The organism is Shewanella benthica KT99, assembly GCF_000172075.1.
Lineage (GTDB): Bacteria > Pseudomonadota > Gammaproteobacteria > Enterobacterales > Shewanellaceae > Shewanella > Shewanella benthica_A.
Genome location: NZ_ABIC01000017.1, coordinates 39,175 through 60,871, shown reverse-complemented (window position 1 = coordinate 60,871; position 21,697 = coordinate 39,175). Strand labels below are relative to the sequence as shown.

Here is a 21,697-nt window from a genome sequence, read left to right as displayed (position 1 = left end):
GTTACTCGCCCATTCCCTTTAGGTCATTTTCAAACCGAGCTATGTTGCTGGCCAGTTTTTCAGGATCAATCTTATAGCGACCTTCTGCGATAGCCAGCTTTATTTCTTGAACTTTTTGCTGATTAATTTCTGGTATATCGGTCATTTTGGCTTGAGTGCTTTGTAGTTGTTGTGCCTGAGCAGTCAAAGAGACCGAGTCACTCTTAGGTGGCGCACTCAGAGAGCTGACTGGGTTGTCATTGGTTTTTTCACTGCTTTTATGTGCAGGTGACTTGCCAATGTGAGTATGTACGGCAGTGTTTGCTTGCTTAATATCAATAGCCATATTCGGCTCCAACAATTAAAAATAAAAGAACATAATACTATATCGGCAGTGATACCCTGAGCTTTAATGAAATTTGAGCAAAATTACATTCTGACCTCGACCTTGCCGACATCTATGACTCTTGCGTTGACACGTTTATTGGAATAGGTGTTCTTAATACGAATTCTATCACCTAAATTACCATCTTGCAGTGCTTCTCCGACGGTTTTTATTTGAAAGTTCTCTGTGCGTGCAATAATGGACACTGAATCTCCTTTGCAGACGAAACAGAGGTTATTACTGAATATAGGCTGATTGGGAGCAATTCTTCTTTTTGCTCTGGTACCAACAACCTCGTCCAGATTGCTGAATTGCCGTCCTCGTAGAAGAGTTTGCTCGACATACTTGATGACTATGTCGCCTTTAGTGATTAAATCCCCTGGGCCCAATGTCGCTCTGGCGACAACAACTGGGTAAAGAATGTCGACTCTTACGGAGATGAATATTTGCCAAGGGTATTGAAGCTGTGGGCTGTTACAGGTTATTTTTACCGTGTTGTTGCGTTTAATCGCTCTGTTACTGGCCAATTCTGCCTTTATGGGGGGGAAACATAATGGTGGCTTAAGTCGTGTGTCTAAACTTTGCGGAGTAATGATAACTCTTGCATGCTCGGCGACATCTATTTTTTCTTCTACAACCCCTATAGCTAATTGGGATATGGCCGATAAAGAAGGCACACTTGCATCTTGTGTGCTTAAAGCGTGATTTGACAAAAATATCAAAGAAAAGAGGACATATTTTGCTTTCATAATGAATAGACTAGCTTGATGGGCTAGATTACACCTATACTTTCTTCGTGACTGAAAAATTCGCCTTGCTCAATAAGAAACTTAAGGCGCCATAAACTTGACTATAAAGTGTCAGGTTGTGAGATATTTAACACTTATAAGAAAGTAAGCAATTAGTATGCCTAGTATTTATAAAACCATGAGTATTAGGTGACATTTAAAAGACGACAGGGCAAGCGCATTATGTCAAGCATTCTTGAGTCAGTGAATAAACGAACACAGTTAGTCGGTCAGAACCGTTTAGAGTTATTGTTATTTAAACTCAATGGTCGTCAAAGATATGGTATCAATGTTTTTAAAGTGAAAGAGGTATTGCAATGCCCACCTCTTACCAAGCTTCCTAAGTTAAACACTTATGTGAAAGGGATCGCCCATATTCGTGGTCAGACGATTTCGGTAATCGATTTGAGTGCAGCTATAGGAGGGCGTCCAGTCGAAAGTATCGATAACTGTTTTATCATCATTTCTGAGTACAATAGGAGTGTTCAAGGCTTCTTGGTAAGTTCAGCTGAGCGGATCGTCAATATGAACTGGGAAGCCATCTTACCGCCACCAAAGGGGACTGGAAAAGACTCATATCTCACGGCTGTGACCGAGATAGAAGGCGAGCTGGTAGAAATACTCGATGTGGAGAAGATTCTTGATCAGATCTCGCCGGTTAAAACTGAGATAAGTAAAGAAGCCGATGAGCAGCTGACCTTAGATAGGGAAAAACATTTCCATATTATGGTCGTAGATGATTCTGCCGTGGCCCGTAAACAGATCATTAGGGCATTAGTATCATTAGGTTTGCAGATAGATACAGCTAAAGATGGCAGAGAAGCACTAGAGAAGTTGACGGCAATGGCTGCTGAAATGGACGATGTATCGACCGAGATCCCGCTCATTATCTCAGACATTGAAATGCCTGAAATGGACGGCTACACCTTAACTGCAGAGATTAGAGACAACCCTAAGTTGAAGAATATTAAAGTGGTGCTGCATACGTCTTTAAGTGGGGTATTTAACCAAGCTATGATTGAGAAAGTTGGAGCAAATGATTTTATTGCTAAATTTAATCCAGATGAACTCGCTGCGGCAGTAAATAAGCATTTGAGTCTATAATAATTATTACTCGTACGGGGTAAATTACATTAATCTTGTTTATTGTGACTCTCTCGTGTATAAAGCTGCGCTCGAATTAAATCTCGTTATACTGAGTTTAGTTAAATCGTTATAGCTGTTTTTTTATACTAGGATATAAAGGTGCCGAATAAATCACTCGCTGAAACTGAGTATACTCAATTTAGACTTTTTTTGGAGCAACACAGCGGTATAGTGCTGGGCGATAATAAGCAGTATCTTGTGCGTAGTAGGTTGGCGCCTTTGATGGGCAAGTATAATCTGCCATCACTTTCTGAAGTTGTTAGGCACTCGATGAAGCCCACAGAGCGACAACTCAGAGCGGCGGTGATCGATGCCATGACGACCAACGAAACCTTGTGGTTCAGAGACTGCTATCCTTTCGATCTCCTGTCGAGTGCACTCTTACCTGAATACTCCAAACTGGGTAGGCCGCTTAAAATTTGGTCAGCGGCTTGTTCGTCGGGGCAAGAACCTTACTCGTTAGCGATGACTATCTTAGAGTATCAACAGATGAGGCCCGGCGCCTTACCAGGTAGTGCATCAATTTTAGCCACAGACTTGTCTCCTTCTATGCTCGAGAAGTGCAAAAGTGGCGAATACGATAATTTAGCCTTAGGCCGTGGATTATCAGAGCAGAGAAAACGTCAGTTTTTTGATTCTACCAGTTCCGGGACTATGGTCATTAAAGAGAACGTGAGAAAATTTATTAACTTCAGAGCTCATAATTTGCTTGAAAGTTATACCTTACTCGGTAAATTTGACATTATCTTCTGCCGTAATGTGCTGATTTACTTCGCGCCGGAGGCAAAGGAAAAAATATTGCGGCAATTTGCTGCCGCATTGAACACCAAAGGTATACTTTTTCTTGGCGCTTCCGAGTCTATTGCCGGCTTAAGCGAAGAATTTGACATGGTCAGATGTAACCCCGGCATCTATTACCAGAAGAAAACTTAACCGCGGACGGGACTCGTGCCGCTAGAGGGCTGACCCTTCTGTTCGGCATCCGTGCTTCTTCCATAAGCTTATGGCCCTACTAAGATGCCAGCTCTCTGGCTCGTAGGGCTTTCACTGGCTCATTTCTAGCAATGTTCACGTCAACAACAAAATACTCAGCTTCAAATGGTCGGCCAAGTTTGAACTTGTCAGTTTTCGGCCGTCCTGGTCACGAGTTTGTCAGAATCTAGCGGCTAATTATCCTTGTCGGTTACCATTTCCTTCTTTATGGCACAAGTATTGCTTTATTGTATGACATCGAGTTCAGGAGGCAATTTCATGGCGATTAATTTTGATAAGGCATTGGGTGTGCATCAATACACACTAGGGATCAGAGCCAAACGTGCTGAAGTCATCGCATCTAATATTGCCAATGCCGATACTCCCCATTATAAGGCTCGTGATGTTAACTTTGATAAGGCATTACAAGCCGCAACCAGTAGGCAAGGTGGCTTGGCTATGAGCCGCAGCGATAGTCGACACTTTGATCTGACAGCGTTATCACAACAAAATTATGGATATAGAGTGCCTAATCAGCCTGATACCGGGGATGGTAATACGGTTGATATGCAAAAAGAACAATCAGAATTTATGAAAAACGCACTCGAATATCAGATGTCACTCGGCTTTCTCGATGGTAAGTTTTCAGGTATGAAGAAAGCATTAAGAGGAAATTAATCATGAGTCTATTTAATATCTTTAATGTTGCAGGTTCCGGCATGTCGGCTCAATCAATAAGATTGAATACCACAGCTAGTAATATTGCCAATGCCGATTCTGTCTCAAGTAGTGTCGATAAGACCTATCGTGCTCGTCACCCCATTTTTGCAGCCGAGATGCTCAAAGCCAGCTATCAGCAGCAATCATCACCCTCTGTCGTGGTGAAGGGCATAGTAGAAAGTGATGCACCCTTGTTGAAAGAGTACTCTCCAAATCATCCTATGGCTGACGGGGATGGCTTTATCTATAAACCTAACGTCAATGTGATGGAGGAGATGGCTAACATGATTTCGGCATCCAGATCGTACCAAATGAATGTTCAGGTGGCTGAAGCAGCAAAGTCTATGCTTCAGCAAACTCTAAGAATTGGCAAACAATAGGAGGTAACAAGTGAGCCTCATTAACCCACTTAATAATCAACCCCTCGGTGGACAGTCTCAAATGTCGACTCAGTCGGTTGCACCGTCGAAACAAGCCACATCGGCAACTGTTCAAGCTGCTGCAACTCAGCAGACATCGACAACAGGGAATCCATTTCTCGATGCAATTCGTCTGCCTGAAGAGAAATCAATACCAGAGGCAAGTAGTCAAGGCTTGAGCCAAGATGATTTTTTCTCTCTCTTGAGTCAACAGTTGTCGATGCAAGATCCTTTTAAACCCGTCGATAACGACCAGATGATTGCACAAATGGCAGCATTTTCTACCGTTGACGGCATCAGTAAACTCAATGATGAGATTATCAATCTTAATGCCGTGATGACTTCTAGTCAGGCTTTGCAAGCTTCAGGTCTTGTGGGGCAGAAAGTATTGATCCCGTCGGACACTGGCTATCTGTCGGAAGAAGGCTCTGTGCTTAAGGGCGTCGTAAGCACGCCGGAGGCTATCGAGACCATAGTCGTACGTATCGAAGATGACAAAGGGCAACTGATCACCACGTTTAACATTGATGGTAGTCAAGGTGGTAATGTCGATGTGTCCTGGGATGGTTTGGACAACAATGGTGAGCCGATGCCAAGCGGCATTTACTCGATTAAAGCCAGCGGTAGAATCGATGGACAGAGTGAGGATCTGGTGGTGTCCACTTATGCTCATGTTACCAGTGTCTCTCTGGGGACGGCATCTACCGGTTCAATCTTGAATTTACGCGGTATTGGCGGCATTAAACTCGGCGATGTCTTGGCGGTTTCTGAGGTGTGATATCGCTTTTAGGCGTGCCGTAATGAATTAAATGTCAATGGTGTGTTTCATTGGCAGAAATAATAAAATGAATTTGAATCGAGGTGAATTATGTCGTTTAACATTGCATTGAGTGGCATCGCTGCTGCACAGAAAGATCTAAATACCACGGCAAATAATATAGCCAACGTTAATAGCATTGGCTTTAAAGAATCCCGTGCCGAGTTTGCCGATGTGTACGCGAATTCCATATTTGCTAACGGTAAAACGGCGGTCGGTGGTGGTGTAACCACCAGTCAGATTGCTCAGCAATTTCACCAAGGCAGTTTACAGTTTACCAATAATGCTCTGGATTTGGCGATCAATGGTGGCGGATTTTTCGTGACCTCGTCAGAGCTCGAAGCTAAAGACCACTCTTTTACCCGAGCGGGCGCATTTAAAGTCAACTCTGCCGACTACTTGGTGGACTCACAAGGCAATTATCTGCAGACATTCCCTGTAGATAAGGATGGAAACTCGACATCGGTTAGTTTAACCACCACTAAGCCGGTGCGGATCCCAGATACGGCGGGTAGTCCGCAGAAGACGGAAAACATTGGCATACAGATGAACCTTAATGCCGCCGATTCTTCGTTAGATCCCGCCTTGTTTGATGCTAATGATCGAGATACCTATAACAACTCCACCGCCGTGACCATGTATGACTCCCTGGGTGAGCCGCATATTCTGACCACCTATTTCGTGCGACCACCGAATGCGGCTTATATCGGTGAGAGCAATTGGGTGGCCTTCTATGCCGTAGATGGTCAACGAGTTGACTTGGCAGAGGCAGGAACATACGATCAAGATGACAACGGCGATGGCGTGGCAAATGTTAGAAGTACAGCTGCTGTTACTGCTGGCGGCTGGAAAGGCGCGGTGATCAAGTTCAATGATACGGGTGCTCATATCGCTACCAATCCTGATCCTATTTTAACTGTGCCGTTGGGGGTTGGCGTTGGTAGTGCAAACGTGCTGGGCCCCGGAACCGATGGCTCCCAAACTCTGACGATAGCGTTTAATAATCCGACTCAATATGCCTCGACGTTCGAGGTGACTGAGTTAAACCAGGATGGTACCACTGTGGGTCGTCTCACCAATGTCGAAGTCGGCGCAGATGGTTTGATCAATGCCAGTTACAGTAATGGCACAACAGTCGCTCTGGCTCGGGTGGCACTGGCGCGTTTCGCCAATGAGCAAGGTCTGACTCAAGTGGGCAACACTTCCTGGAAGGCTAGCCAAGATTCAGGCCAGGCACTGGCGGGTGAGGCAAATAGTGGTACTTTTGGCAGTATACGTTCATCTGCGTTAGAGCAGTCGAATGTAGACTTGACCACACAACTGGTGAATCTCATCTCAGCTCAACGTAACTTCCAGGCGAGTTCAAGAACACTGGAAGTCAATAATACCTTGCAACAGACAATATTGCAGATCCGATAAACTGGAAGTCAATAATACCTTGCACCAGGCAATACTAGACTGCAGATCCGATAACTAGTTCGAGGACACTGGAAGTCAACAATACAAAAAGGCATTGCCGCCCGGCAATGCCTTTCCGTTCTAAACCTTCTTTTTTTGTATCCCTCTTTATTCAAGCGCCAATTATTTGTTTTTATTCTGGCATGATGTTTGCTTTGTTTAGTTATCAACAAGTATTAAACAAATGATTGACGGAGGAACCCAGTGGATAAATTACTCTATGTCGCCATGAGTGGCGCAAAGCAGAATATGAATTCGCTGGCTGTACGCGCAAACAACTTAGCCAATGCCAATACCGATGGTTTCAAGGCGGATATGGCACAAGCTCGTTCGATGCAAGCCTTCGGTGAAGGCTTGCCAACGCGCGTATTTGCCATGACTGAGAGCCCATCGGCTGATTTTACCGCTGGGCCTATCAAGACCACAGGAAGAGATCTCGATATCGCCGTTAAAGGTGATGGTTGGATTGCGGTGCAGAGCGCCGATGGCGGAGAGGCATACACTCGCTCCGGCAGTTTAAGTTTTGACACTACAGGCTTACTGCGTAACGACCGGGGAAATCCCATCATGGGGGATGCCGGTCCTATCGTGTTACCCCTGCCTATCGAGAAGATAGAGATTGCTCAAGATGGCACCATCTCAGTCAGACCCTTAGGCGCTACGGCGGAAGTTATCGAAGTCGTCGGCCGCATCAAGTTAGTCAATCCTGGCAATCAGAATTTGATGCGCGGGGAAGATGGTCTGTTCAGATTAATATCCGGTGACAATGCCCCTGCGGATGCTTTTATTACCTTAGAGAGTGGGGCCGTGGAAGGCAGCAATGTCAATGCCGTCTCTGAGATGGTGGCACTGATTAGTATACAACGTCAATTTGAGATGCAGGTCAAGATGATGAAAACAGCAGAAGAGATGGACAAAGCCTCCTCTGCATTAATGCGTATTTAGCCAGGAATAATATTATGCAGGCAGCGTTATGGATTAGTAAGACAGGCTTAGATGCTCAGCAAACCAATATTTCGGTTATCTCTAACAACCTAGCCAACGCGAGCACGATTGGCTATAAGAAGAGTCGTGCGGTGTTTGAAGATCTCCTCTATCAAACGGTTAACCAAGCTGGCGGCATCAGTGCGTCTAATACCAAGTTACCTAATGGGTTAAATATCGGCGCCGGCACTAAGGTTGTCGCGACTCAAAAGGTGTTTACCCAAGGAAACATGCTGACGACCGATAACTCCCTGGACATGATGATCGAAGGTCCGGGATTTTTCGAGATACAACTCCCCGATGGCACCGCGGCTTATACCCGTAATGGTCAATTTACGTTAGATGACACCGGGCAAATTGTCACCTCAGGTTCGGGCTATGTGGTTCAGCCGGCAATTACCATTCCAGATAATGCCACCAGTATTACCGTGTCTGCCGAGGGGGAAGTATCGGTCAAAATGCCAGGAACCATAGAAAACCAAGTGGTGGGTCAGTTGAGCATGTCTGATTTCATCAATCCGAGCGGCTTAGATCCCATGGGACAGAATTTATACCTGGAGACCGGCGCCAGTGGCACACCCATTCAGGGAACGGCTTCACTCGATGGTATGGGGGCAATTCGACAAGGTGCACTGGAAACGTCGAACGTTAACGTGACCGAAGAACTGGTTAATCTTATCCAGAGCCAACGTATCTATGAGATGAACTCCAAAGTTATCTCGGCCGTCGATCAGATGCTGTCCTACGTGAATCAAAATCTGTAAAGGCAAGGTTATGCATAAACAAGCTTCATTATTAGCGTTATTACTGAGTTTCTTGTTGAGCGGGTGTACTTCGACCAGCGGTCAGAAACCGATCCCTGACGACCCGTATTACTCCCCCGTGTATCCTGAAGCGCCGCCAACTAAGATTGCCGCTACAGGTTCCATGTATCAGGACAGTCAGGCATCTAGCCTCTATTCCGATATTAAGGCACTAAAAGTCGGCGACATCATCACAGTGATTTTGATGGAGGCGACTCAAGCGAAGAAGAGTGCCAGTAATGAGATTAAGAAGGGGACAAATTTAACCCTAGATCCCATCTATGCCGGTGGCGGCAATATCACCATTGGCGGACAAGCCTTGGATCTGAGATACAAGGACAGCATGAATACTAAGCGAGAGTCTGATGCCGATCAGAGTAACAGCTTAACTGGCAGTATTTCGGCCAATGTGATGCAGGTGCTTAACAATGGCAACTTAGTTATTCGCGGAGAAAAGTGGATAAGTATCAATAATGGTAATGAGTTTATTCGCATCACTGGGGTGGTGCGCTCACAAGATATACGTCCTGATAACACCATCGATTCGACTCGAGTCGCTAATGCACGTATTCAATACAGCGGTACTGGCACTTTTGCCGATGTGCAACAGGTTGGCTGGCTCAGTTCATTCTTTATGAGCGGCTGGTGGCCTTTCTAAGCTTGCTATTGAGCCTAATCGTGATTAAGGAATTAACGCTATGAAATATAAATTTATCACTTTTTTATTACTGGTTTTTGTCGCCGCGCCCAGTCAGGCACAAAGGATAAAAGACATGGCCAACGTTCAAGGCGTGCGCCATAACCAACTCATCGGTTACGGTATGGTTGTCGGTCTGCCAGGTACGGGCGAGAAGACGCGTTACACCGAGCAGACGTTTAAGACCATGCTGAAAAACTTTGGCGTTAATTTGCCCGATAATTTTCGGCCCAAAATTAAGAATGTCGCCGTTGTCGTGGTGCATGCGGATATGCCGCCCTTTATCAAACCCGGACAAACGATAGATGTCACCGTGTCGAGTATGGGCGAAGCCAAGAGTCTGCGCGGCGGAACCTTAATCCAGACCTTCCTCAAGGGGGTCGATGGTCATGTCTATGCCATTGCTCAGGGTAGCATGGTGGTCAGTGGTTTCAGTGCAGAAGGTCTAGATGGCTCTAAAGTCATGCAAAATACGCCGACTGTTGGCCGAATTCCTAATGGCGCCATTGTCGAGCGTGCAGTCGCAACGCCTTTTTCTAGCGGCGACTACCTCACATTTAACCTACGTCGTGCCGATTTCTCCACGGCTAAACGATTAGCCGATGCCATCAATGACTTGTTGGGTCCGGGAATAGCAAGACCCTTAGATGCGGCGTCAATACAGGTGAGTGCGCCAAGAGATGTGTCTCAGCGAGTGTCGTTCCTGGCAACATTAGAGAATATTCAGGTTGAACCGGCTGAAGAATCTGCCAAGATCATCGTTAACTCACGGACCGGAACTATAGTGGTAGGCAAAAATGTGCGTCTGTTACCTGCGGCCGTGACCCATGGTGGCTTAACCGTTACGATTGCCGAAGCGACTCAGGTATCACAGCCCAATGCCTTGGCGGGAGGCCAAACCGTGGTGACCTCTGACAGTACCCTAGATGTCAATGAGTCAGACAGGCGGATGTTTATGTTTAATCCTGGCACGACACTGGACGAACTGGTTAGGGCGGTTAACTTAGTGGGCGCGGCTCCCTCAGATGTGCTGGCAATTCTGGAAGCCTTGAACGTGGCTGGAGCGCTGCAGGGGGAACTCATTATCATCTAGTTATCTGTTGTTTTGTTAGCTGCATATCTTTACAACTGGTTAGGGCTCGGTTCCAGGGCCTAACGCTTTCTCTTCATTAGTGTATTACTCTCCAATGCCAGCCTAATAATGCGATGTTTATTGAATTAACATTCAATCTATCGATGATCTGGCATGTGCCTTGCTTTATAAAAACCATACCGTCTGTTTATTGTCGGCACAACCGGGAACTTTTATGCAAAAGCTGTCAAATGCATCACACTTTTTGGACATTGCAGGCCTTGACTCGTTAAGAGCCAAGGCCCTGAAAAATGATAAGGCCGCTTTGAAGGAAGTTGCCCAGCAATTCGAAGGGATCTTCGTGCAGATGCTGATGAAAAGTATGCGTGCTGCCAATGCGGTATTCGAATCTGACAGTCCGATGAACAGCGAATACACCAAATTCTATGAGCAGATGCATGATCAGCAGATGTCTATCAACTTATCAGAAAAGGGCATGTTGGGTCTCGCCGATATGATGATGCAACAACTGTCTCCCGAAACCAGCAAGATCACACCTGCATCTGTGCTCAGAGGCAATATGCATTCTGGCATATCTCAAGCATCTTTAAAATCTCATGTAATGAATCGGGCAATAACGCCTGATGACGTCATCAAAACTGTGGAGAGTGCCGATGTTAGCCCCCTGAATCCTCTAGACAGTATTTTGACAGGCAAGAGTTTGCCATCCGCAGTGAGGCCGGCGGAAATGACCTTCACCGATAGAGATGACTTTGTCGCTAAGCTCTACCCCCATGCGGAAAAAGCGGCGCTTGCGTTAGGCACTAAGCCCGAAGTCTTGATCGCACAATCGGCGCTGGAAACTGGCTGGGGTCAGAAAATGATAAAAGGGGCTCGAGGCGAATCTAGCAACAACCTTTTTAACATCAAAGCGGATAAACGTTGGCAGGGTGATAAGGCTCTCGTCACTACGCTCGAATTCGAACATGGCATTGCGGTACAACAAAAAACCGATTTTCGTGTCTATGACAATATAAAGCAAAGTTTTGATGACTTTGTCAGCTTTATTTCTGCAGGACCTAGGTATCAAGAAGCGTTAAAGAAAGCCGCCAATCCCCACGAATTTATCAGAGCATTACAAGATGCTGGCTATGCCACGGATCCTAATTATGCCGATAAAGTGATTAAGGTGATGCAATCGATTAAGCCGGATCTTCGTCTACTATCTCTGGGAGTAAGGTAATGATTTTGATGGGTAACAGAGTTGAGTTTTCCACTATTCAGCAAGGCGTGCAGCAAAGTGTGCCGTTAGATGAGCCGCAATTAAATAGGAGTCGGGTGTAATGTCTATGGATCTGCTGAATATTGCCCGCACCGGTGTCTTGGCTTCTCAGGCTCAGCTTGCTGTGACCAGTAATAATATCGCTAACGTTAATACCCAGGGATACCACCGGCAAGTGGCCGAACAGTCCAGCCTGGAATCCCAGCGCCTTGGGGACCATTTTTATGGTGCAGGCACCTACATTTCCGATGTAAAACGCATCTATAATGAATATGCCGCTCGCGAACTGAGGATAGGTCAAACTGGTGCCAGTGAAGCGCAGACCACTCAAACTAAGATGAGTGAACTCGATCAACTATTTTCACAAATTGGTAAATCCATACCACAGGGTCTGAATGACTTGTTTGCCAGTTTAAATAGCTTAGCCGATCTGCCCGATGATATGGGCATTCGTGGCATGGTGTTAGGGTCTGCAGGCCAACTGGCGGATAACCTAAACCAGATGCAATCCCATCTAGATGGTCAGATGAAGCAGACCAATGATCAAATCGCCGGCATCACGGACCGAATCAATGAGATCAGTAAAGAGCTGGGTCAACTCAATCAAGAGTTGATGAAGTCTCAGGGTGAAGATGCGCAATTGTTAGATAGGCAAAATGCACTCATTCAGGAGCTGAGCCAATACGCGCAAGTGAATGTCATTCCACTGGATACTGGCGCTAAAAGCATCATGTTAGGTGGCGCTGTGATGTTGGTTTCCGCTGAAGTATCCATGTCCCTTGGCACTATGGTGGGTGACCCACATCCAGGAGAACTGAGAGTCGTGGCTAAGATAGGCAGCCAGAGCCAGGCCATAGATCCGGCAAAGATGGGTGGTCAGTTGGGGGCGTTATTTGCATTTCGTGATGAAACACTCATTCCGGCAGAACTCGAATTAGGCCAACTCAGCTTAGGTGTCGCGGATGCGTTCAATCAGGCCAATAGTCAAGGTTTCGACCTTAATGGTGAGATGGGCCAGAACATCTTTAAAGACATTAACGATGCGGCGATGTCTGTTGGCCGAGTCGGTGGTTTTAGTTCAAATGCAGGAACGGCTAACCTGAGAGTCAATATTGATGATGTCGGCCTCTTGTCCGGCAACAGTTTCGAATTGAAGTATACCGCCCCAGCAACCTATGAGTTGAAAGATACAGTCACTGGCTCTGTCACCCCGTTAACCTTAACTGGCACTCAGCTCGATGGTACTAATGGTTTCTCTATCCATATCGATTCAGGTGCATTTGCTGACGGCGATAAGTTTGAAATAAGACCCTCTTCTGGTGCAGCCGCTGGCATTTCGGTAGTGATGGCCGATGGTAGAGGGATTGCTGCTGCGGCCCCTAAGATCACTGCCGATACGGCCAACTCAGGTAACATCTCGGTAGAGATGGTGAGTGTTAACAGAGGGGATCCAGCTTTCCCTCCCACAGGCTCTGAGCTGACCTTCGAGATCAATACCACCACTAGCATGTTTGAAGTCTTCGATGCCAACGGCACATCACTAGGTGCGCCAGCAGCTTATGCTCCTCCTTCAATTAGTGCTCATGGTTTTAGTTTCGATGTGGCCACAACGGCTGGCGCGACAGATAGATTTACCTTCGATCTCTCTTTTGCCCCGGGTGATAACAGCAATGCGGTCACCATGGCGAATTTGAGTGAAGCCAAGTTGATGAACTCCGGCGGCTCGACATTGAGTGATGTGTACCAAGGCACCAAAATAAGCGTGGGTGGCAAAGCAAAAGCGGCCGACATCGCCGCCGGAACGGCGCAATCAGTTTATCTACAGGCCTATAACCGAGTACAGAGCGAATCTGGAGTGAATCTAGATGAAGAAGCGGCCAATTTAATGCGCTTCCAACAGGCCTATCAGGCATCGGCGCGGATAATGACCACGGCCAATGAAATTTTCGAGACATTACTCAATGCGGTTAGATAAGAGGGCGCGGATATGAGAATTTCAACGGCACAGATGTTCAATCAAAATATCAACAGTGTGCTCGACAGACAGTCCGCTACCAACAGTATCATGGAGCAGTTATCTTCCGGTAAAAGAGTCAATACGGCTGGAGACGATCCTGTTGCGGCCATAGGTATCGACAACTTGTACCAGCAAAATGCCTTAGTCGATCAGTTTGTCAAAAATATCGACTATGCGACCAGTCACTTGGCATTAACCGAGAGTAAGTTAGGCAGCGCTGAAGCGCTGGTGAGCTCAACTAAAGATCAGGTATTGCGTGCGATAAACGGCACAGTGACAGATAACGAGCGGCAAACCATTGCCGATGAATTGAGATCCAGCCTCGAAGAGTTGTTGGCAATCGCCAATTCGAAAGACGAATCGGGCAATTATCTGTTTTCTGGCTACGAAACTGGCACTCAACCGTTCGCGTTTAATACCAGCGGCAACATCGTTTATAGCGGTGACAGCGGGGTCAGACAGTCAATTGTGGCTTCTGGTGTGACGGTAGGCACTAATTCGCCAGGTGACAGTGCATTTATGAATGCCCCCAATGCGATGGGTGATTTTAGCGTCAATTATCTACCGGGCCAAAGCGGTGATTTCATTGTAGAAAGTGCCAAACTTGCCCCTCCAGCGGTTCATATACCAGTAGCGCCAGAAGGCTATACCTTTGACTTTACCGACAACCTTGCTGGTGGCGTACAGCTGGAAGTATTTGATTCGGCAGGGACTTCACTGCAAGTGGTGGCTAATTTTGATCCAAGCAGTCCGGTTGACTTTAACGGTATCTCAGTAAAGCTCGATGGCATGCCGGCTGCAAACGATTCATTCACCATGGCGCCCGCGACCGAAGTCAGCATTTTCGACACCCTTAATCAAGCCATTGCCATACTGGAAGATCCCACTAAGGTGAATACGCCTCAGGGAAACTCAGAGTTGGCACAGATATTGGATAGTATTGATAGTGGCAGAAACAGGATAGATTTTGACAGAGGTATTGCCGGTAATAGCTTAAAGAGCGTTGAGAGTTATAAGTCCGGCCATGCAGATGAAAAGTTAATTAACAGCTCAGCCTTGTCATTATTGGAAGATTTAGACTACGCCGCAGCGATCAGTGAATTTGAAAAACAGCAATTGGCGTTAAATGCAGTATCGACTCTGTTTAGCAGGGTGAGCTCGACCACCTTATTTGATTACATATAAAGGTAATCAACAAAAATGAATACAGCCGACAGTCCTAAGGGACTAGGGCTATTCACAGTTAACAAACTATAGCCAGGCTTGAGCCTTGGCAGTAACACATTAAAGAGGAACTCAAGATGGCTATTTCAGTTAATACCAACGTGACATCGATGAAAACACAGAGCAGTCTTAACCGCGCTCAGTCTAATTTAAGTACTTCGATGGAGCGTCTGGCTTCTGGTATGCGCATTAACAGCGCCAAAGACGATGCGGCGGGTCTGCAGATATCTAATCGTATGACCAGTCAGATAAATGGCATAGGTGTCGCCATGCGTAACGCTAACGACGGTATCTCTATCGCACAAACTGCCGAGGGCGCCATGGGTGAGTCGACTAACATCTTGCAGCGTATGCGTGACTTGTCACTGCAATCGGCTAACGGCTCCAACTCATCGGAAGACCGTGCGGCTATGCAAAAAGAGATTAACTCTCTGCAATCTGAGTTAACGCGTATCGCAGAGACTACCTCTTTCGGTGGTCAAAAATTGCTCGACGGCTCATATGGCACACAATCATTCCAGGTCGGCTCAGAAGCCAATGAGACTATCGATATCTCTTTGAGATCCATCGCCGCAACTAACATAGGTGCATACCAGAGTGATGCTGCGGGTAGTTTGTTTGGTGAAGATTTAGTTGCTGCTGCAGCGGGAACTAACGGCTCGGCCGGTGGTACTATGACTATCACTAAAGGCACCAGCACGACCAATGTAGTCACTGTTGCTAATGATACTGCAACTGAGGTTGCTGCGGCAATTAACCAAGCAGGCACGGGTGTCAAAGCCACTGCGGAGACAAATATTGAAGCTAATTTAACCGCGGCATATGATGTTTCCTTGGTGATGAATGTCGATGACGGTACTAGTACATCGGCGGTAGATTTGACCGGTATTACTAATAATAAAGATCTTGCTGCGGCGATTAATGATGTTTCTGGTGAAACAGGTGTCACTGCTAAAATAGATAACGGCACATTAACAATCACTAGCTCTACCGGTGCCGATATTAATTTCACAGAAGCAGGTAATGGCTCTGGTGGTATGACCCTTATTAACAAAGCTGCCGATGGTACAGCATCAGCCACGACTACTATGGCTAATGCTGGTACTACATTTGTTGCAGCCGGTGCAATTACACTGAGTTCACCTGCTGGTTTTACTGTTGCAGCTGGTATTAGTGCAGAAATAACCACTGAAGCAACCGGTGTGTTTGCCGGTGTCAATACGGTTGATATAGGCACTGCATCAGGTGCTCAGAATGCGATTGCTATCATCGATGGTGCCATTGCCGGCATTGATAGTTCACGTGCCGATTTAGGTGCGGTACAAAACCGTATGAGCTTTACCATCAGTAACCTGGATAATGTCAGGAGTAATGTGACCGATGCACGAAGTCGAATTCAAGATGTAGATTTTGCTAAAGAAACCGCCGAGATGACTAAGCAGCAGATTCTGTCTCAGACTTCTTCTGCAATGCTAGCCCAGGCAAACCAGTTGCCACAGGTAGCACTGTCGTTATTAGGCTAGTAGCAGACTCTAGTTCCTAGCAGAGCAGAAGTTCCTAGGATCAAAGAAGACTCTAGTCCCTAGGTAATAAGTTCTAGGCCCTGGATTTGTAAACCACTTAATTCTTTACCGAGTTAGGTGGTTTTTTGTTTTTATGGCTTCCATTTCCGGCTAGAACGGGTCGTTTTCTTATGTAGGAGCTGCTTTAGCTGCGATGTTTTGTTTTTCTCTGAATCAATCTTTGTTCTGTTTTAATCCTTAATCCCTCCCGGCTGAAGCTGGTCCTACAAAAGCCAGTCATACAACTTTCAATCGAATTGGAATATTTTTCTAAAAAACATTAAAGTAAAAAATAGTGCTGCCGTTAAATACACTGTAACCGAACAGATCCGCCTGGCTTAACGTAGACAGGCACTGTCTACAGTCAGGTATTAAGAGGAAACGAATTATGGCTATTTCAGTAAACACCAACGTCACGTCAATGAAGGCACAGAGCACCCTTAACCGCGCTCAGTCTAATTTAAGTACTTCGATGGAACGTCTGGCTTCTGGTATGCGCATTAACAGCGCCAAAGACGATGCGGCGGGTCTGCAGATATCTAATCGTATGACCAGTCAGATAAATGGCATAGGTGTCGCCATGCGTAACGCTAACGACGGTATCTCGATTGCACAGACTGCCGAAGGTGCGATGGGGGAGTCGACCAACATCTTGCAGCGTATGCGTGACTTGTCACTGCAATCGGCTAACGGCTCCAACTCATCGGAGACCGTTCGGCTATGCAAAAGAGATTAACTCTCTGCATCTGAGTTAACGCGTATCGCAGAGACTACCTCTTTCGGTGGTCAAAAATTGCTCGACGGCTCATATGGCACACAATCATTCCAGGTCGGCTCAGAAGCCAATGAGACTATCGATATCTCTTTGAGATCCATCGCCGCAACTAACATAGGCGCATACCAGAGTGATGCTGCGGGTAGTTTGTTTGGTGAAGATTTAGTTGCTGCTGCAGCGGGAACTAACGGCTCGGCCGGTGGTACTATGACTATCACTCAAGGTACCAGCACGACCAATGTAGTCACTGTTGCTAATGATACTGCAACTGAGGTTGCTGCGGCAATTAACCAAGCAGGCACGGGTGTCAAAGCCACTGCGGAGACAAATGTTGAAGCTAATTTAACCGCTGCATATGATGTTTCCTTGGTGATGAATGTCGATGACGGTACTAGTACATCGGCGGTAGATTTGACCGGTATTACTAATAATAAAGATCTTGCTGCGGCGATTAATGATGTTTCTGGTGAAACAGGTGTCACAGCTAAAATAGATAACGGCACATTAACAATCACTAGTTCTAAGGGTGCCGATATTAATTTCACAGAAGCAGGTAATGGCTCTGGTGGTATGACCCTTATTAACAAAGCTGCCGATGGTACAGCATCAGCCACGACTACTATGGCTAATGCTGGTACTACATTTGTTGCAGCCGGTGCAATTACACTGAATTCACCTGCTGGTTTTACTGTTGCAGCTGGTATTAGTGCAGAAATAACCACTGAAGCAACAGGTGTGTTCGCCGGTGTCAATACGGTTGATATAGGCACTGCATCAGGTGCTCAAAATGCACTTGCCATCATCGATGGTGCGATTGCTGGTATCGACTCTTCTCGCGCCGACTTAGGTGCGATACAGAACCGTATGAGTTTTACCATTAGTAACTTGAGCAACATTCAGAGTAACGTTTCTGATGCCCGTGGCCGTATTCAAGATGTAGATTTTGCTAAAGAAACCGCCGAGATGACTAAGCAGCAGATTCTGTCTCAGACATCGTCAGCCATGCTCGCTCAGGCTAACCAGTTACCACAAGTCGCATTATCTCTACTTTAATCGTCACTCTAGAGTATGAGTAAAGGCTATAGTAAGTAATAGAAAGGGTTATAGCTGGCGCTCATTAGAGTACAAGGAAGGGGAGATTCAGCTTTGAATCTTCCCTTTTGTTTAATCAATAGTTGAAGTAAAGTTTTAAAGTCGCAATAGCAAGGGATATGTGACCCACAGGAGGTTTAAGGCGATGGATGTTAATTTAATTAACACACCTTTTAACACAGGTGTTAAAAATGAGGTTATTACTCCGTTAAAAGCAACGACAGATGAGACGGCCGATACCGAGCCAAAAGCGCTAGTAAAAGCCGTTGAAGAGAGTGATAAAGCTGCAAAAGCTTCGCAAGAGCAAGTGGGCGAAGAAAGTCCTGAGAAATTACAGGAAGCCGTTGCCGAACTTAGTGATACCATGTCATTGATGAAGAAAGGCTTAACTTTTAAAATTGATGATACCTTGGGGATTTCAGTGGTCAATGTGATGGATATGGACTCGGGGGAGATGATCCGGCAGATCCCCACAGAAGAAGCATTAGAGTTGGCACAGAAATTGTTTGAAGTTTCCGGAATGCTGATGAAAACAGAAGCATGATGGTTTTTTGACGATGTTTAACGCGCGGAGCGAAAATCTCGGGGGCTTGCCCCCGTGCTGGATAGTATAGACTGGGCTTGTCTCAGTCTATATTATTCAATACATGGAACATCAGCGAAATTCACATCATATTTTCAGGTTAATGTATCACTTTGTGTGGATACCTAAGTATCGCAGAAAAGTGTTCTCAGACCCTTATCGTGAAACGATGAAAGCCATTATTCATAAAGCGGGCTACGATTACGATATTGATATCGTTGAATTAGAAATCCCTGAAGATCACATTCATATGGTTGTGAGAAGTGAGCCGAAGATATCACCAAGTCATATTATGTATGTGATAAAAAGCATTTCAGCCCGAGAATTTTTCAAATGCTACCCAGATATCAAAAGGCGGTATTTCTGGGGTGGTAAGCTTTGGACTCAAAGCTACTTTGTTGAAACTATTGGTAACGCAAATGAAGAGGCTATTCGTGAGTATGTTCAAAACCAGTTGATTGAATTAGATAGGAAAGAGAAAAATTCAGAGCAGCTAGGGCTCTTCTAAACTCGGTCGCTTGCGGCCGATTCTTTAATTGCTTATAGCTTATATATAGCTTATCCAGATTAGACTTAGAGGTTCCCATGGGATTAACGGCAGTTGGTATCGGTTCAGGCATGGACATCAATGGCATCGTTTCTGCGCTAGTTGGTGTGGAAAACGCGCCGAAACAGGCCAGATTTAATGCAGATGCAGGTAAAGTTACTGCCGAAATATCTGCTATTGGTGCGCTCAAGAGTGCCATGTCAGATTTCCAAAGTAAGTTAGACTTTCTCTCTAAACCTGAATCCTTTATCAGTAACAAGGCTAAACTCTCAAATAGCGATCATCTAAAAGCCACTGTCGATGAAACAGCCATTGGCGGCAGCTACAGCTTGATCGTTGATCAATTGGCTCAAAGTCAGAAGGTTAGCACTATCGCGGTCGCAGATAAAGAGGCTGCAATCGGTGAGGGGACACTGAGTTTCACGGTAGATGGTAGTAGCTTTAATATTGCTGCCGACGCCACTGACTCGTTGCAATCGCTTGTCGATAAGATTAATAGCGCCGAAGATAATGTTGGCATCACGGCAACGATAATTAATGATGATGACGGTGCTAAATTAGTACTAACCTCAACCAGCACGGGTCTTGACAATCAAATAAGTGTCACCGCCACCGATGTCGCTCCTGGTACAGCGCTTAACGATACGTTTACTATGAGCCAAGTACAGGAAGCCAAAGATTCTATCATCAAGATTGACGGTCTCACCGTCACCTCGAGTTCTAATACTGTATCTGATGCGGTAACGGGAGTGACGCTGACACTAACCGAGGCCGATCCCTCCAAGACGACGAATCTTACCGTCGAGCTCAATACTGGCTCTGTAAAATCAGGCATAGAAAGCCTTGTCGAATCCTATAATTCTTTAATGACCACCATAAAAGAGATGTCAGGTTATGATCCCGATACTAAAAAAACGGGTGTCTTACAGGGCGATTCACTCGTTCGTAGTATCCAGAATCAGTTACGTGGAGCCTTATCAGGTGTGTACAGCACATCAGAGGGTGATCTGACTCTAGGGTCAATTGGTGTAATCACGACCCGAGAAGGGTTACTGGAAGTCGATGGCGATAAACTCGATGAAGCGTTAACGGCAAACTTCGAGCAGATAAAGGAGCTTTTTAGTTCCGAAGATACAGGGCTGGCATCGAGTCTGGATAGCTTAATTGATGGCTATGTTCAAACTGGCGGAATTCTAGATGGCCGTGATAACACTTTAGATAACCAGTTAGAGAGAATACAAGAGAGCAGAGAGAGGCTAGCGATAAAAATGAAAGCCTATGAAGATAGACTCTATAAACAGTTCAATGCCATGGACCTCATTGTCGCGCAGCTAAATTCTCAAGGCAATATGTTGCTAGATAGGCTTGACTCCTTACCTGGAGTTGTGAGAAAGAACTCGTAATATTATTTTAACTAATTGATTAATATGATGGTCGTCGTAGAGATGGTGTTATGGAAAAACTGAATGCAGTCAACGAGAAATTTTCATCTGCTTTACTTCAACTCGATGAAATTGATGTAGATAGTGGAAAAGGTGATGAGTTGGTATCAGACTTGCATCGCTTATTAGGTGAGCGTCAAAAATTACTCGAACACCTTGTTTCAGATAGTGAGTTCGACGACAGAGAATATCTGGAAAAGCAATTATCGCTGACCCAGAAATATAAACTGCAAGCTAATAAAGTCATGAGACATAGGCAAAATTTGCTACACAGTGGCAAAAAAAGTCAACGCCAAATTAATGTATATAAGACTATAAGTTCAAATAAGTAGGTTTTTATGAGAAGGTCATTACAGTCATACCGTAAGGTATCTTTAGATAATGAGATTGGGGTTGCATCACCTCATAGAATTATTCAGATGATGTTTGAAGGGGCACTACAACGAATCGCCCAGAGTCGCTATGCCATTGAAAATGCTGATATTGCTAATAAAGGTGTCAATATTGGCAAGGCCATCGGTATTATCAGTGGACTTAACAGTAGCTTAAATATGGAAGAGGGTGGAGAGATGGTTAACAATGTTAGCGATCTGTATGATTTCATGCTCCGCCGTCTTTCTGAAGCCAATATAAGCAATGATATTAAAGCGTTAGATGATGTCAGTGAAATATTGAAAACAATTAAGGAAGGTTGGGATGCCATTCCAGCTGAAGATCATCATATTGTGTCACATACAGAAGCTGTTTAGTTTTAATTAATTTCGGGGCGGTGTAGCCCCAAATAATTGGCCTGAGTCAATTATTTGACAAATCATGAGGGTTTCGTTGGATTTATCAACTAGAATCAAATGAGTTAACTGAATATCTATCCAGTTAAGCATTAAATACCTCGGAGACTTGCTAATCGCTTGCTGATAATACACTATTCCTCAT

The 21,697-nt window shown here is 45.5% G+C and carries 21 protein-coding genes and 1 pseudogene; 20 read left to right on the top strand and 2 right to left on the bottom strand.

All coding sequences use genetic code 11. The features are described from left to right. Window position 1 precedes the first annotated feature (1 nt). On the bottom strand, window positions 2–325 hold the full coding sequence (gene flgM / locus KT99_RS09950) for a flagellar biosynthesis anti-sigma factor FlgM (protein WP_005499565.1): 324 nt from the start codon (window positions 323–325) through the stop codon (window positions 2–4). A gap of 83 nt (window positions 326–408) precedes the next feature. Next, entirely contained in the window at window positions 409–1,113 is a 705-nt protein-coding gene (flgA, locus tag KT99_RS09945) for a flagellar basal body P-ring formation chaperone FlgA (protein WP_005499564.1), read from the bottom strand. A gap of 222 nt (window positions 1,114–1,335) precedes the next feature. Between flgA and KT99_RS09940 the strand changes: the two genes are divergently transcribed. From KT99_RS09940 to fliS, 20 genes and pseudogenes are all read left to right on the top strand, one after another. Next, window positions 1,336–2,256, top strand: a complete 921-nt coding sequence (locus KT99_RS09940) for a chemotaxis protein CheV (protein WP_005499563.1) — start codon at window positions 1,336–1,338, stop codon at window positions 2,254–2,256. Window positions 2,257–2,391: 135 nt separating this feature from the next. Continuing rightward, the gene (locus KT99_RS09935) at window positions 2,392–3,231 is read left to right on the top strand and encodes a CheR family methyltransferase (RefSeq protein ID WP_198402013.1); all 840 of its coding nucleotides are present in this window, start codon (window positions 2,392–2,394) and stop codon (window positions 3,229–3,231) included. 318 nt (window positions 3,232–3,549) lie between these two features. Further along, window positions 3,550–3,948, top strand: a complete 399-nt coding sequence (gene flgB, locus KT99_RS09930) for a flagellar basal body rod protein FlgB (protein WP_005499561.1) — start codon at window positions 3,550–3,552, stop codon at window positions 3,946–3,948. 2 nt (window positions 3,949–3,950) lie between these two features. Beyond that, window positions 3,951–4,370: a flagellar basal body rod protein FlgC gene (gene flgC / locus KT99_RS09925; RefSeq protein ID WP_005499560.1), complete on the top strand. Its 420-nt coding sequence runs from the start codon at window positions 3,951–3,953 to the stop codon at window positions 4,368–4,370. A gap of 10 nt (window positions 4,371–4,380) precedes the next feature. Further along, entirely contained in the window at window positions 4,381–5,187 is an 807-nt protein-coding gene (flgD, locus tag KT99_RS09920; RefSeq protein ID WP_005499558.1) for a flagellar hook assembly protein FlgD, read from the top strand. A gap of 90 nt (window positions 5,188–5,277) precedes the next feature. Beyond that, window positions 5,278–6,645, top strand: a complete 1,368-nt coding sequence (gene flgE, locus KT99_RS09915; RefSeq protein WP_005499557.1) for a flagellar hook protein FlgE — start codon at window positions 5,278–5,280, stop codon at window positions 6,643–6,645. A gap of 243 nt (window positions 6,646–6,888) precedes the next feature. Next, entirely contained in the window at window positions 6,889–7,629 is a 741-nt protein-coding gene (gene flgF / locus KT99_RS09910; RefSeq protein WP_005499556.1) for a flagellar basal-body rod protein FlgF, read from the top strand. Window positions 7,630–7,643: 14 nt separating this feature from the next. Next, on the top strand, window positions 7,644–8,432 hold the full coding sequence (gene flgG, locus KT99_RS09905; protein WP_005499555.1) for a flagellar basal-body rod protein FlgG: 789 nt from the start codon (window positions 7,644–7,646) through the stop codon (window positions 8,430–8,432). A gap of 10 nt (window positions 8,433–8,442) precedes the next feature. Next, on the top strand, window positions 8,443–9,129 hold the full coding sequence (gene flgH, locus KT99_RS09900) for a flagellar basal body L-ring protein FlgH (RefSeq protein ID WP_005499554.1): 687 nt from the start codon (window positions 8,443–8,445) through the stop codon (window positions 9,127–9,129). A gap of 40 nt (window positions 9,130–9,169) precedes the next feature. Further along, window positions 9,170–10,261, top strand: coding sequence for a flagellar basal body P-ring protein FlgI (locus tag KT99_RS09895; RefSeq protein WP_005499553.1), 1,092 nt, complete (start codon window positions 9,170–9,172; stop codon window positions 10,259–10,261). Window positions 10,262–10,475: 214 nt separating this feature from the next. Next, a complete protein-coding gene (gene flgJ, locus KT99_RS09890) occupies window positions 10,476–11,483 on the top strand; it encodes a flagellar assembly peptidoglycan hydrolase FlgJ (RefSeq protein WP_005499552.1) in 1,008 nt (335 codons plus the stop codon). Window positions 11,484–11,583: 100 nt separating this feature from the next. Then, window positions 11,584–13,497 carry a flagellar hook-associated protein FlgK gene (flgK, locus tag KT99_RS09885; protein ID WP_005499551.1) on the top strand — a complete coding sequence of 638 codons (1,914 nt, stop codon included), beginning with the start codon at window positions 11,584–11,586 and terminating at the stop codon, window positions 13,495–13,497. 12 nt (window positions 13,498–13,509) lie between these two features. After that, window positions 13,510–14,724 carry a flagellar hook-associated protein FlgL gene (flgL, locus tag KT99_RS09880; RefSeq protein WP_005499550.1) on the top strand — a complete coding sequence of 405 codons (1,215 nt, stop codon included), beginning with the start codon at window positions 13,510–13,512 and terminating at the stop codon, window positions 14,722–14,724. A gap of 116 nt (window positions 14,725–14,840) precedes the next feature. Then, window positions 14,841–16,286, top strand: coding sequence for a flagellin N-terminal helical domain-containing protein (locus KT99_RS09875; protein ID WP_005499548.1), 1,446 nt, complete (start codon window positions 14,841–14,843; stop codon window positions 16,284–16,286). Window positions 16,287–16,713: 427 nt separating this feature from the next. After that, window positions 16,714–18,153, top strand: a pseudogene (locus KT99_RS23285) (flagellin N-terminal helical domain-containing protein). A 184-nt stretch (window positions 18,154–18,337) separates the two neighbouring features. Further along, window positions 18,338–18,736: a flagellar protein FlaG gene (locus tag KT99_RS09865; protein WP_005499537.1), complete on the top strand. Its 399-nt coding sequence runs from the start codon at window positions 18,338–18,340 to the stop codon at window positions 18,734–18,736. Between the two features lie 103 nt (window positions 18,737–18,839). Then, on the top strand, window positions 18,840–19,283 hold the full coding sequence (tnpA, locus tag KT99_RS09860) for an IS200/IS605 family transposase (protein WP_100067646.1): 444 nt from the start codon (window positions 18,840–18,842) through the stop codon (window positions 19,281–19,283). Window positions 19,284–19,360: 77 nt separating this feature from the next. Further along, window positions 19,361–20,725, top strand: a complete 1,365-nt coding sequence (gene fliD, locus KT99_RS09855) for a flagellar filament capping protein FliD (RefSeq protein ID WP_005499533.1) — start codon at window positions 19,361–19,363, stop codon at window positions 20,723–20,725. 50 nt (window positions 20,726–20,775) lie between these two features. Continuing rightward, window positions 20,776–21,096, top strand: a complete 321-nt coding sequence (locus KT99_RS09850) for a hypothetical protein (RefSeq protein ID WP_005499531.1) — start codon at window positions 20,776–20,778, stop codon at window positions 21,094–21,096. A 6-nt stretch (window positions 21,097–21,102) separates the two neighbouring features. Beyond that, window positions 21,103–21,513: a flagellar export chaperone FliS gene (fliS, locus tag KT99_RS09845; protein ID WP_005499529.1), complete on the top strand. Its 411-nt coding sequence runs from the start codon at window positions 21,103–21,105 to the stop codon at window positions 21,511–21,513. Window positions 21,514–21,697 lie beyond the last annotated feature (184 nt).

What these genes read in the sequence shown, in the direction of transcription:
- flgM (WP_005499565.1), bottom strand. Translation starts at nt 325, where the DNA reads ATGGCTATTGATATTAAGCAAGCAAACACTGCCGTACATACTCACATT.
- flgA (WP_005499564.1), bottom strand. Translation starts at nt 1,113, where the DNA reads ATGAAAGCAAAATATGTCCTCTTTTCTTTGATATTTTTGTCAAATCAC.
- KT99_RS09940 (WP_005499563.1), top strand. Translation starts at nt 1,336, where the DNA reads ATGTCAAGCATTCTTGAGTCAGTGAATAAACGAACACAGTTAGTCGGT.
- flgB (WP_005499561.1), top strand. Translation starts at nt 3,550, where the DNA reads ATGGCGATTAATTTTGATAAGGCATTGGGTGTGCATCAATACACACTA.
- flgC (WP_005499560.1), top strand. Translation starts at nt 3,951, where the DNA reads ATGAGTCTATTTAATATCTTTAATGTTGCAGGTTCCGGCATGTCGGCT.
- flgE (WP_005499557.1), top strand. Translation starts at nt 5,278, where the DNA reads ATGTCGTTTAACATTGCATTGAGTGGCATCGCTGCTGCACAGAAAGAT.
- flgG (WP_005499555.1), top strand. Translation starts at nt 7,644, where the DNA reads ATGCAGGCAGCGTTATGGATTAGTAAGACAGGCTTAGATGCTCAGCAA.
- flgH (WP_005499554.1), top strand. Translation starts at nt 8,443, where the DNA reads ATGCATAAACAAGCTTCATTATTAGCGTTATTACTGAGTTTCTTGTTG.
- KT99_RS09895 (WP_005499553.1), top strand. Translation starts at nt 9,170, where the DNA reads ATGAAATATAAATTTATCACTTTTTTATTACTGGTTTTTGTCGCCGCG.
- flgJ (WP_005499552.1), top strand. Translation starts at nt 10,476, where the DNA reads ATGCAAAAGCTGTCAAATGCATCACACTTTTTGGACATTGCAGGCCTT.
- flgK (WP_005499551.1), top strand. Translation starts at nt 11,584, where the DNA reads ATGTCTATGGATCTGCTGAATATTGCCCGCACCGGTGTCTTGGCTTCT.
- flgL (WP_005499550.1), top strand. Translation starts at nt 13,510, where the DNA reads ATGAGAATTTCAACGGCACAGATGTTCAATCAAAATATCAACAGTGTG.
- KT99_RS09875 (WP_005499548.1), top strand. Translation starts at nt 14,841, where the DNA reads ATGGCTATTTCAGTTAATACCAACGTGACATCGATGAAAACACAGAGC.
- KT99_RS09865 (WP_005499537.1), top strand. Translation starts at nt 18,338, where the DNA reads ATGGATGTTAATTTAATTAACACACCTTTTAACACAGGTGTTAAAAAT.
- tnpA (WP_100067646.1), top strand. Translation starts at nt 18,840, where the DNA reads ATGGAACATCAGCGAAATTCACATCATATTTTCAGGTTAATGTATCAC.
- fliD (WP_005499533.1), top strand. Translation starts at nt 19,361, where the DNA reads ATGGGATTAACGGCAGTTGGTATCGGTTCAGGCATGGACATCAATGGC.
- KT99_RS09850 (WP_005499531.1), top strand. Translation starts at nt 20,776, where the DNA reads ATGGAAAAACTGAATGCAGTCAACGAGAAATTTTCATCTGCTTTACTT.
- fliS (WP_005499529.1), top strand. Translation starts at nt 21,103, where the DNA reads ATGAGAAGGTCATTACAGTCATACCGTAAGGTATCTTTAGATAATGAG.